Source organism: Kitasatospora sp. P5_F3 (genome assembly GCF_054049135.1).
This window is the reverse complement of the sequence record NZ_JBFUMY010000145.1, coordinates 1-10,525: the sequence shown is the minus strand read 5'-3', so window position 1 is coordinate 10,525 and position 10,525 is coordinate 1. Positions and strand designations below refer to the sequence as shown.

The window sequence follows — 10,525 nt, the reverse complement described above, 5'->3', positions numbered from 1 at the left end:
GGACAGGCCGGCCACGGCCGAGCCGCTGCCGGGGGCGGCGGTGAACCGGGCGTCGAGGACCCCGTTCGGGGCGTCGAGCAATTCCCGTGGGTAGCTCCGGAGTTCGTGCGAGGCGGAGACCTCCGGTACGTCCGTCGGGTCGAGGCGGACACCGACACCGCGTGCGGTGATCTCGTTCCATCCCACCCGGTCCCGGTCGGCGCCGCTGCGCACCCGGAGGGCCGTACCGTCGGCGGCCACGGTGAGCGGGCTGTCGAGCGTGCAGTCCAGCCGGGCGGTGCGCAGCCCGGCGGCCCCCTCGGTGTAGCCGTAGGCCGCCGAGCGGACCCGCCAGTTCAGCGGGGCGTCGGACGGCCCGGCCCGGACCTGGAGCCGGCCGGCGGTGGTGGCGCACTGCTCGACGGCCCAGCTGCCGCGTTCGGCGTCGTCCACCGTGCCGTCGGCGTTCCGGTCCACCCGGCTCTGTTCCTGGAGGGTGGGGATCTCGGCCTGGTCGGTGACCGCGAGTACCTCGATCCGGTCCTGGTGCACGGTGAAGCCGAGGTAGTGGTTGACCGAGAAGTTGCCCAGCGGGTGGGCGGCGGCGGTCGGTGCCGTCCCCGCCAGCAGCCAGAGCGCGGCGCCCAGGGCACCACCGGCGCGGGCGAGCAATCGGGAAGGTGTCACGCACTGCCTCCGAGGGCGGGGGGGATGTGGGGCGACGGGCGTTCCGGGTACCGGATCTGACGCTCCGTCGGCACCGGCCGCACCGGTACTCTGCCGCACCCCGCCGCCCGGACCGCTCCTCGAAGGCCCGTCGCAGGGGCCGGACGGGTGAGCGGGGTCGGCCGTGCGGGTGACCTGGCCGAGCCGTCCCGCTCCGGGTCACGAAGGAGTGCTGCGGAGCGGGCGACAGTGCCCGCAGCGGAGGTTCCGCTGATCCCGCCGTGACCGAAAGCGAGTGCCCCAGCATCATGAAGTCCCAGTTCAGAACCGTCCGAGTGTCCTCCACCGCCCGAACGGCGGCCGTCCTGACCGTGCTCGGACTGGCCCTGGCCGGCACCGCCGTGACCGGACCCGGCGCCGGGGTCGGCAGCGCGTCCAGCCACCGCGAGGCGCCGCTGATCGCCGGTGACCCGCAGACCGACAACACCGACGTGTACGCGTTCACCAGCCCGGACAAGCCCGACACGGTGACGCTGATCGCCAACTGGTCGCCGTTCCAGGAGCCCAACGGCGGGCCGAACTTCCACCCGTTCGCCGACGGCGCGCACTACGACATCAACATCGACTCCCGGGGCACCGGCGTGCCGGACCTCACCTACCGCTGGACGTTCCGGACCGAGGACCAGCGGGGCACCGACACCTTCCTCTACAACACCGGCGTGGTGAACAACCTCACCGACCCGACCCTGAAGGTGCGTCAGTACTACACGCTCCAGGAGCTGCGCCCGGACTGCGACCCGGTCACCCTGATCGAGCGCGGCGTGGTCGCGCCGTCCAGGACCGGCGCCGCCTCGATGCCCGACTACGGGCGGCTCCGTGACCAGGCCACTGTCCAACTTCCGGGCGGTGGGCAGACGGTGGCCACCCAGGCGGCCGACCCGTTCTTCCTCGACCTGCGGGTCTTCGATCTGCTCTACGGGGGGAATCTGAAGGAGACCGGACAGAACACCCTGGCCGGGTACAACGTCAACTCGATCGCCCTCCAGGTGCCCAAGAGCCGCCTGGCACTGGGCGGCGACGCCACCCGGAACCCGGTGATCGGGGTCTGGAGCAGTACCTCCAAGCAGAGCATGAAGCTCACTCCCGGCGGCCAGCAGCCCGAGGGCCCGTTCGTGCAGGTGTCGCGGCTGGGCAACCCACTGGTCAACGAGGCCGTGGTGCCGGCCGGGCTGAAGGACGCGTTCAACGCGCTGCCGCCGTCCGAGGACCACAACCAGCCCGCCGTGGTGGCCAAGGTGCTCGACCCTGAGGTGCCGAAGCTGGTCGAGGGGATCTACGGGATCAAGGCGCCGGCGGCACCCCGCACCGACCTCCAGGAGATCTTCCTCACCGGTATCGCCAAGGCCACCGGCGGTCCCTACCAGGTGGACCTCAACTCGCAGTTGATGAACCAGGACATCGACCCGGCCGCCTTCGTCCCGGCCGAGGAACTGCGGCTGAACATGTCCACCCTGTCCGCCGCGGTGCCGGACCGGCTCGGGGTGCTCAACGGTGACTTCCAGGGCTTCCCGAACGGCCGTCGGCTGAGTGACGACGTGATCGACATCGCGCTCCAGGTACTGGAGGGCGCCACCCCCGGCAAGTTGGTCGCCCCGCTCGCCGCCGGTGACGGCGTGAACGCGGCGGACCGGCCGTTCGGGACCACCTTCCCGTACCTCGCGATCCCGTACGCCAAGGCCGTCAACCAGACCAACTGATCGCAGCCGGCGGACGGTTTGCAGCAATGGAGCCGTCCGCCCGCCGCTCCCGCCCGTCTGCTCCGTACCGCCGCCCGTGAGGACACCGATGCGACGACTTCCCCTGCTGCTCACCACCGCCGCGCTCTGCGGTTGCCTGGCCTTCGCCGCGCTGGGCCGGGAGGACGGCGCCGCGCCGTCCGCCGCGCCGCCCACGGGTGCCTCGGTGGTGTCCGACGGGAACCTGGAGCGGGTGATCTCCGCGACCCGGCAGCGGTTGCGGCAGCTGCCGGGCGACCACGCGGCCTGGGCCCTGCTGGGCGGCACGTACGTGGAGCAGGCCCGGCTGACCTCGGACCCGTCCTCCTACCCCAAGGCCGAAGAGGCGCTGCGGCGTTCGCTGACCCTGGCCCCCGAGGCCAACGCCGACGCGCTGACCGGGCTGGGCGCGCTGGCGAACGCCAGGCACCGGTTCGCCGAGGCCAAGGAGTTCGCGGACCGGGCGATCGCCGTCTCCCCGTACCACTGGCAGGCGTACGCCGTACTGGCCGACGCGCAGACCCAGTTGGGCAACGAGTCCGAGGCGACCGCCGCCGTGCAGGCGCTGCTCGACCGGCACCCGGGGACGGCCGCTTTCACCCGGGCCGCCTACGACCTGGAGCAGCACGGGCAGACCGACCGGGCCGGACAGGCGCTCCGGCAGGCCCTGGCCGGGGCCGCCAACGACGCCGACCGCGCCTTCTGCCACCACCAACTCGCCGAACTGGAACAGAACTCGGGCCACCCGCAGGCGGCCCTGGAAGGGTACCGGCAGGCGCTGGCCGCCGATCCGCAGTACACGCCCGCGCTGGCCGGGCGGGCCAGGGCGGAGGCCGCGCTCGGCGACACCGAGGCCGCGCTGCGCGACTACACCAGCGCCGTCGCCAAGGTGCCGCTGCCGCAGTACCTGCTGGAGCTCGGGGAGCTGTACGAGTCCCTCGGCCGGGGCGAGCAGGCCGGGCAGCAGTACGAGCTGCTCGCGGCCGAGCACCGGTTGGCCGCCGGGAGCGGGGTGGTGGACGATCTGGCGCTGGGCCAGTACCTCGCCGACCACGGTGACCCGACGGAGGCGGTCCGGCTGCTGCGGGCCGAGTGGCAGCGCCGCCGGAGCGTGCTGGTCGCCGACGCCCTCGCCTGGGCGCTGCACCGGCAGGGCGCCGACCAGGAGGCGCTCGGCCTGGCCGGGCAGGCCCGCCGGACCGGCTGGCCGAACGCCCGGTTCCGCTATCACCAGGGTGAGATCGAGCGCTCCCTCGGCCAACGGGAGGCCGTCAGGACCCACCTCGGCGAGGCGGTGCGGATCGACCCGTACCTGGCTCCGGCGCGGGCGGCGCTGGACTCCCTGGGCGGGCCGTGACGGTACCTGGCCGGGGCGGTGCCCGGCAGCGCGGAGTAGGCCGATCTGCGGGCAGGACACCACTCCTACGGGTGAAAGCGGCCGTGCCGGGCAATCCGGCGCCGGGGTCGGGCCGAATGCTGCTCGCGTGGGCCCGTGAATCGTGCGGGCCCCAGAACCCGAGACGGGGAATGATGGGCGCACAGCACATCGACACCCGACTGCTCGAAGAACTCACCGAGCAGTCACAGGACTTGAACAGCGATGCGGTGAAGATCACCCGCAGCGCGCTGACCGACTTCGCCGCCGGTACCGAGCCCGGGCGGGCCGGTTGGTGGCGGCGTGGCGGAGCGGTGGCCGGACTGGCCGGCGCGTTCGCGATGCTGGGCGGCACCCGGGCGTTCGCGGCGACCGCGACGGCGGACGACATCATGGCGCTGCAGACCGCTGCCTCGCTGGAGAACCTGGCGATCAGCGTCTACCAGACGGCGGCCACCCTGCCGTTCGTCAAGGACGGCAACAAGACGGTGGCGGCCTTCATCGCCAAGACCACCGAGCAGCACCAGGCCCACGCCAAGGCGTTCAACGCCGCCGCGACCCAGGCCGGCGGCAAGGCGCAGAACAGCCCGGATCCGAAGTACAAGGCGGTGGTCGACCAGGCCCTGCCGACCATCAAGACCCCGGCGGACGTGGTGAAGCTGGCCATCACGCTGGAGGACGTGGCCGCCCAGACCTACACCAAGAACGTGAGCCAGGTCAGCAACGGCGACCTGCGCAAGCTGTTCGCCTCGGTCGCCCCGGTGGAGGCCCAGCACCGGGCCACCCTGCTCGCGGTGCAGGCCCTGCTGGCGGGCAACGCCGCCGACCTGATCACCATCCCGGTGGACCCGGCCAAGCTGCCCGCGGCGGCCGGCAGCGTCGGTTTCCCCGACGCGTTCTACCCGACCAAGAACGCCTCGCCGATCAGTGAAGGGGCCGTGCAGTGACCGCGACCAAGGGCGGCTGGGACCTCCCCATCAGCGAGCGCGAACTGACCTCCCTCACCCGGGAGATGGAGCAGGCACACCGCGAGACCCTGCCGGTGCTGCAGGGCAGCGCGGTCGATCTCGCGGCCGAGATCCGCAGCCGACGGGCACCCGAGGCGGTGAACCAGGACCGGCGTCGGTTCCTGTTCGGCACCGGCGGGGTGGCGGCGGCGCTGGTGCTGGCGGCCTGCTCCAGCGGGACGTCCGACTCCAAGAGCAGCTCCTCGCCGTCGGCCGGCGCCTCGTCCGCCTCGGCGAGCGGGCAGTACACCGGAGACCTGAAGGTGGTCGCGCTGGCCACCGCGCTGGAGAACCAGGCGGTCGGGGCCTACCAGGCCGCCCTGGACGCCGCCGCGGCGGGCAAGCTCGGCACCGTGCCCCCGGCGGTGGCGAACTTCATCACCAACGCGATGGCCCAGCACGCGGACCACGCGAAGGCCTGGAACGCGGTGCTCACCGGTGCGGGCAAGGCCGCCATCACCAACGTCCCGCTCTCCAACCAGGCCGACGTGACGGCCGCGCTCGGCAAGGCGACCGACGTCGGGGCGGTGGCCAAGCTGGCGCTCCAGTTGGAGGACCAGGCGGCGCAGACCTACCTGTTCGCCACCTACAACGTCACCAGCCCGGCCGGGATCGCCACCGCGGCCACCATCGCGCCGGTCGAGGCGATGCACGCGGCGATCCTCAACTACCCCGGGACGGCTCCCCATGGCCGCCCCGGGCGCACGCCGGCCACCTCTGGAAAGGACTCCTCGTGCACACTCCCCGCCTCCGCCCGGTCCTCGGCGCTCTCCTGCTGGCCCTGACGGCCGCCGCCTGCTCCAGCGGCTCCGGGGCCGGCTCGGCCTCCGGGACACCGACGCCGGTGGTGAGTTCGTCCGCCTCGACCGCTTCCGCGCCGAGCCCCTCGGCGCCGAGTCCGTCGGGTGCGAGTCCGTCGGGTGCGAGCCCGTCCGCGAGCAGTCCGGCGCCGGCCTCGATGCGGGTCTCCATCAAGGAGTTCACCTTCGGCCCCGACAAGTTCACGGTGAGCCCGGGCGCGACGGTCACCGTCGTGAACGAGGACTCCACCGCGCACACGCTGACCGCCACCGGCCAGGGCGGCTTCGACAGCGGCACGATCGGTGCGGGCAAGACCGCGACCTTCACCGCGCCGACCGCGCCCGGCAGTTACCCCTTCATCTGCACCCTGCACCAGTTCATGAAGGGGACGCTGACGGTGGCCTGAGGCCGGGGTGCCGGTCAGCTGCCGAACGGGGCGGCGTACCGCAGCGTGCCGCTGGGCAGCGGGCGGTTCGAGTCGAGGTCGAGGGCCAGCAGCGCCTCGTCCGGGACGTCGACGGTGGGCTTGATGCCGTGCAGCGAGGCGCGGGTGAAGCCGAAGCGCGGGTAGTAGCCCGGGTGGCCCAGCACCGTGACGGTGTGCTCGCCCCGGTTCCGGGCGGCGGCCAGGGCGGCGCGGATGGCGGCGGCGCCCGCGCCGGTCCGCTGGTGTGCGGGCAGGACCGCGACCGGGGCCAGGCAGAGCGCCGGGGTGTCGGCGCAGCGCCTCGACCAGGTCGGCCTCCAGAGCGGTGTCGAAGGCGGCCAGGTGGACCGCGCGGATCGCCTGGCGGTCGGCGGCGGTCTCCGGGCGGGTGGCCCAGCGGAGGGTGGACAACGGAGGCACCTCACGGTCGGGTTCAGGTACGAACGATTCCGACGCTAACACGGCGTTACGCGGCCGGGCCGGTACGGGAAGCCGGTACCTGAGCGGAGCCAGCGCGTCGCAGCTGACGGAGCCTCAGGCCGCAGCATGATGGGAGCATCCGTACCCCGGAAGGAGCCCGCCCGTGCTGCTGGAACGTCTGGCCGGGACCTCCCGCGCGGTGGCGGCCGAGCCGGCCAGGAACGCCAAGGTGGCCCTGATCGCGGAGTGCCTCACGGAGCTGGGCCCGGCCGAGATCCCGGCGGCGGTGGCGCTGCTGTCGGGCGAGGGTCGGCGGGCCGGGGTCGGCTGGGCGGGCGTCCGGGAGCTGCCGGAGCCGGCCGGGGCCGCGACGCTCGGGGTGGCGGAGACGGAGGAGTTGCTGACCCGGCTGGGGGAGGTGCACGGCAAGGGCGCGCAGGGGGAGCGGAAGCGGCTGCTGGGCGAGCTGTTCGGGCGGGCCACGGCGGAGGAGCAGGAGTTCCTGCGGGCGGTCCTGGTGGGCGAGTTGCGCCAGGGGGCGCTGGACGCGCTGATGGGTGACGCGGTGGCCAGGGCGGCGGGGGTGCCGGCGACGGTGGTGCGGCGGGCGCTGATGCTGCGGGGATCGGCCCGGGTGGTGGCGGAGGCGGCGCTCACCGGCGGGGAGCCGGCGCTGCGGGCGTTCGGGCTGCAACTGGGCCGCCCCGTACGGCCGATGCTGGCCGCCTCGGCGCCGGAGGTGGCGGCGGCGCTGGAGAAGGTGAGCCCGGCCGCGCTGGAGTGGAAGCTCGACGGCATCCGGGTCCAGGTGCACCGGGACGGTGAGCAGGTCTCGGTCTTCACCCGGAGCCTGGACGAGATCACCGCCAGGGTGCCCGAAGTGGTGGCGGCGGCCCGGTCGTTGACGGTCGAGCGGGCGGTGCTGGACGGTGAGGCGATCGCGCTCGGCCCGGACGGCCGGCCACGACCGTTCCAGGTCACCGCCGCGCGGACCGCCTCCCGGCAGGATCCGGAGCGGCTGCGCGCGGAGACCCCGCTGAGCGTGTTCTTCTTCGACCTGCTGCACCGGGACGGCACCGACCTGATCGACCGTCCGGCCGCCGAGCGCTGGAGCGCCCTGGCGGCGGTGGCGCCCGAGGAACTCCGCGTACCGCAGCTGACCACCGGTCAGCTGCCCGAGGCGGAGCGGTTCTTCGCGGACGCGCTCGCCCACGGCCACGAGGGCGTGGTGGTCAAGGACCCGGCCGCCCCGTACGCGGCCGGGCGCCGGGGCGCAGGCTGGATCAAGGTCAAACCCCGGCACACCCTGGACCTGGTGGTCACCGCCGCCGAGTGGGGCAGCGGCCGCCGTCGGGGCTACCTGAGCAATCTGCACCTGGCCGCGCGGAACCAGGGGGAGCCCGGACTCGAGCCCTGGGTGATGCTGGGCAAGACCTTCAAGGGCCTGACCGACCAGCTGCTCGGCTGGCAGACCGAACAGCTGCTGGCCCGGGAGACCCACCGGGACGAGTACACCGTGTACGTGCGGCCCGAGTTGGTGGTGGAGATCGCCTTCGACGGACTCCAGCGCAGCCCGCGCTACCCGGCCGGACTGGCCCTGCGGTTCGCCCGGGTGCTGGGCTACCGCGAGGACAAGCCGGCCGGCGAGGCGGACACCGTCGCCACCGTCCGGGCGCTGGCCGACCGGTAGGCGGCCGGGTCAGCTGCTGACCGGCAGGCCGATCGGGTTGAGCTGGGGGAGTTCGGCCCGGCAGGCGGTGGCGATCGGGGTCAGGGCGGCGGCCAGCTCGTCCAGTTCGGCGCGGCGGAAGCCGGACCAGACCCGGGCGGCGGCCAGGTCCGTGGCAGCCTCCAGGGCCTGGTGGCGGTGTCGGCCGTCGACCGAGATGCCGCCGGTCGGGCTGAGCCAGCCCCGGGTGGTGAGGCGGTCGGCGGCGGCGTCCCACTCCTGGTCGGTCCAGCCCCGGAACGGCTGGAGCTGCTCGCGCCGGGTGTCCAGGGCGCAGCGCAGGACGAGTGCCTCGCAGCCGTCCAGCCCCTCGGCGACCAGCGCCGCGACATGGCCGTCACCCCGGTGCTCGCGCAGCACGGTGGTGGCGTGCCAGAGCCGGGCCAGCGCGCCCTCGGGGCGGGGGAGCGCGAGGTTCGCGGCGGCCAGCACCCGGCCGCAACAGTCCAGCCCGTCGACGGCCCGCTCCAGCAGCGTCACCGAACGGTCGATCAGATCGGGCTTGACGGTCTCCAGTACGCGCTCCAGCGTGGCGACTGCCCCGGACAGCCGGGCGGCCAGCGCGGCCTCCGGGCCGGCCAGGGACCAGACGTCCGGCAGCGCCCGCTCGACCATCTGCGGCGCGAAGTTGAAGAACGCGGCGATCACCGGGGCGGCGTCCACCGGCCCGAGCGGGGCCGACCGGCCCGCGAAGTACCCCCGCCAGGCTCCGCGCAGCCCGGCCGCCTCGTACGCGGCGCGGCCCTCGGGCGCGAAGTAGGTGAGTGCGTGCACCGGCTCGAAGAGCCACCACAACGCGCGGGCGGGATGCACCATCTCGGCCATCTGGAACCTTTCCGGTCACGGGCAACGGCGCTGGTGACCTTAGCGCGCTACGGACGTGACGCGGGTCACGAGCAGATCTCATCGCTCACTTCCCGCCACGGGCAGGAGAGATGATGGATCCGAGCGGCAGCTCCAGCCGCCCGCACCGAGTGTGAAGGTTCCCTCAAATGGCGCAGATCAACCCCAGCATCCTGTCGGCCGACTTCGCCCGCCTGGCCGAGGAGGCGGAGGCCGTCCGAGGTGCGGACTGGCTGCATGTGGACGTGATGGACAACCACTTCGTCCCCAACCTCACGCTCGGCATCCCGGTGGTCGAGTCGCTGGCCCGGGCCACGGCCACGCCGCTGGACTGCCACCTGATGATCGAGCAGCCGGACCGCTGGGCACCGCAGTACGTGGAGGCGGGCGCCGGTTCGGTGACCTTCCACGCCGAGGCCGCCGCCGCCCCGGTCCGGCTCGCCCGGGAGATCCGGGCCAAGGGCGCGCGGGCCTCGATGGCGCTGCGTCCGGCCACCCCGATCGAGCAGTACGAGGACCTGCTGCCCGAGCTGGACATGATCCTGATCATGACGGTCGAGCCCGGCTTCGGCGGGCAGGCCTTCCTCGACATCATGCTGCCCAAGATCCGCCGCACCCGGGAGCTGATCTCCAAGCACGGCCTCGACCTCTGGCTCCAGGTCGACGGCGGCGTCTCGGCCGACACCATCGAACGCTGCGCCGAGGCGGGCGCGGACGTCTTCGTGGCGGGCTCGGCGGTGTACGGCGCGGCCGACCCGGCGGAGGCGGTCCGTTCGCTCCGGGCCCGGGCCGAGGCGGCCACCACCGCGGCGCCGTGGGCCTGCGCGCACTGACGCTCTGATCGGGGGCGGGGCTCTCCCGCCCCTGGTTTGCGCCGGGCCCGAACTGACGCATGATCGGATCGTCAACGGTGTCGTCCGGACGGAGCGCGTCAGCCATGAGCAACCTCGACCTCGAGCCCACCCCCACCAGCTGCGGCGGGGAGGCCGACTCCGGCCCGGTCAAGGAGCTGCTGACCGGCCGTCAGGTCCGGCTCGGCGAGTCCACCGAGGTCCGCCGCCTGCTGCCGAACCTGGGTCGCCGGATGGTCGGTGCCTGGTGCTTCGTCGACCACTACGGGCCCGACGACATCGCCGACGAGCCGGGCATGCAGGTGCCGCCGCACCCGCACATGGGCCTGCAGACGGTCAGTTGGCTGCACGAGGGCTCGGTTCTGCACCGCGACAGCCTGGGCAGCCTGCAGACCGTACGCCCCCGCGAGCTGGGCCTGATGACCTCGGGCCGGGCCATCTCGCACTCCGAGGAGTCCCCGCGCGGGCACGCCCGGCTGCTGCACGGCGCCCAGCTCTGGGTCGCCCTCCCCGACAGCCACCGGCACACCGCTCCCGCCTTCGAGCACCACGCCGCCCTGCCCACCGTGGACGCGGCCGGCCTGCACGCCACCGTCATCCTCGGCACCCTGGACGGCGCCACCTCCCCTGGCACCACGTACACCCCGCTGGT

The 10,525-nt window shown here is 73.6% G+C and carries 9 protein-coding genes and 2 pseudogenes; 8 read left to right on the top strand and 3 right to left on the bottom strand.

The annotated features are described in order from the left end of the window. Nucleotides 1-666: pseudogene (locus ACXJMZ_RS36395) on the bottom strand (nickel/cobalt transporter); the annotation flags it as partial. A 314-nt stretch (nucleotides 667-980) separates the two neighbouring features. Here ACXJMZ_RS36395 and ACXJMZ_RS36390 point away from each other — a divergent pair. The 5 genes from ACXJMZ_RS36390 (at nucleotide 981) to ACXJMZ_RS36370 (ending at nucleotide 6,009) form a co-directional block, all read left to right on the top strand. After that, the gene (locus ACXJMZ_RS36390) at nucleotides 981-2,402 is read left to right on the top strand and encodes a DUF4331 domain-containing protein (protein WP_457034286.1); all 1,422 of its coding nucleotides are present in this window, start codon (nucleotides 981-983) and stop codon (nucleotides 2,400-2,402) included. Nucleotides 2,403-2,490: 88 nt separating this feature from the next. Further along, nucleotides 2,491-3,777 carry a tetratricopeptide repeat protein gene (locus ACXJMZ_RS36385; protein WP_457034285.1) on the top strand — a complete coding sequence of 429 codons (1,287 nt, stop codon included), beginning with the start codon at nucleotides 2,491-2,493 and terminating at the stop codon, nucleotides 3,775-3,777. A 170-nt stretch (nucleotides 3,778-3,947) separates the two neighbouring features. Beyond that, nucleotides 3,948-4,742, top strand: a complete 795-nt coding sequence (locus ACXJMZ_RS36380) for a ferritin-like domain-containing protein (protein ID WP_457034284.1) — start codon at nucleotides 3,948-3,950, stop codon at nucleotides 4,740-4,742. Beyond that, nucleotides 4,739-5,587: a ferritin-like domain-containing protein gene (locus ACXJMZ_RS36375; protein WP_457034283.1), complete on the top strand. Its 849-nt coding sequence runs from the start codon at nucleotides 4,739-4,741 to the stop codon at nucleotides 5,585-5,587. Before ACXJMZ_RS36380 ends, ACXJMZ_RS36375 begins: the two co-directional genes overlap by 4 nt. Then, nucleotides 5,536-6,009 (top strand): cupredoxin domain-containing protein, encoded by a 474-nt coding sequence (locus ACXJMZ_RS36370; protein WP_457034282.1) that lies wholly within the window; start codon nucleotides 5,536-5,538, stop codon nucleotides 6,007-6,009. The genes ACXJMZ_RS36375 and ACXJMZ_RS36370 overlap by 52 nt, the downstream gene beginning before the upstream one ends. Nucleotides 6,010-6,023: 14 nt before the next feature. Here ACXJMZ_RS36370 and ACXJMZ_RS36365 read toward each other — a convergent pair. Next, nucleotides 6,024-6,441: pseudogene (locus ACXJMZ_RS36365) on the bottom strand (GNAT family N-acetyltransferase). Between the two features lie 172 nt (nucleotides 6,442-6,613). Between ACXJMZ_RS36365 and ACXJMZ_RS36360 the strand changes: the two are divergent. Continuing rightward, nucleotides 6,614-8,140, top strand: coding sequence for an ATP-dependent DNA ligase (locus ACXJMZ_RS36360; RefSeq protein ID WP_457034281.1), 1,527 nt, complete (start codon nucleotides 6,614-6,616; stop codon nucleotides 8,138-8,140). Nucleotides 8,141-8,149: 9 nt separating this feature from the next. Here ACXJMZ_RS36360 and ACXJMZ_RS36355 read toward each other — a convergent pair whose 3' ends face one another. Continuing rightward, nucleotides 8,150-9,004: an SCO6745 family protein gene (locus tag ACXJMZ_RS36355; protein ID WP_457034280.1), complete on the bottom strand. Its 855-nt coding sequence runs from the start codon at nucleotides 9,002-9,004 to the stop codon at nucleotides 8,150-8,152. 167 nt (nucleotides 9,005-9,171) lie between these two features. On the opposite strand from ACXJMZ_RS36355, the gene rpe reads away from it, so the two are divergent. Further along, on the top strand, nucleotides 9,172-9,855 hold the full coding sequence (gene rpe, locus ACXJMZ_RS36350; RefSeq protein WP_057230885.1) for a ribulose-phosphate 3-epimerase: 684 nt from the start codon (nucleotides 9,172-9,174) through the stop codon (nucleotides 9,853-9,855). A 104-nt stretch (nucleotides 9,856-9,959) separates the two neighbouring features. Beyond that, nucleotides 9,960-10,525 (top strand): pirin family protein (locus tag ACXJMZ_RS36345; protein ID WP_457034279.1); only part of this gene is annotated, 566 nt, incomplete at its 3' end.

Coding starts and splice junctions, on each gene's coding strand:
- ACXJMZ_RS36385 (WP_457034285.1), top strand. CDS start 2,491: ATGCGACGACTTCCCCTGCTGCTCACCACCGCCGCGCTCTGCGGTTGC.
- rpe (WP_057230885.1), top strand. CDS start 9,172: ATGGCGCAGATCAACCCCAGCATCCTGTCGGCCGACTTCGCCCGCCTG.
- ACXJMZ_RS36380 (WP_457034284.1), top strand. CDS start 3,948: ATGATGGGCGCACAGCACATCGACACCCGACTGCTCGAAGAACTCACC.
- ACXJMZ_RS36355 (WP_457034280.1), bottom strand. CDS start 9,004: ATGGCCGAGATGGTGCATCCCGCCCGCGCGTTGTGGTGGCTCTTCGAG.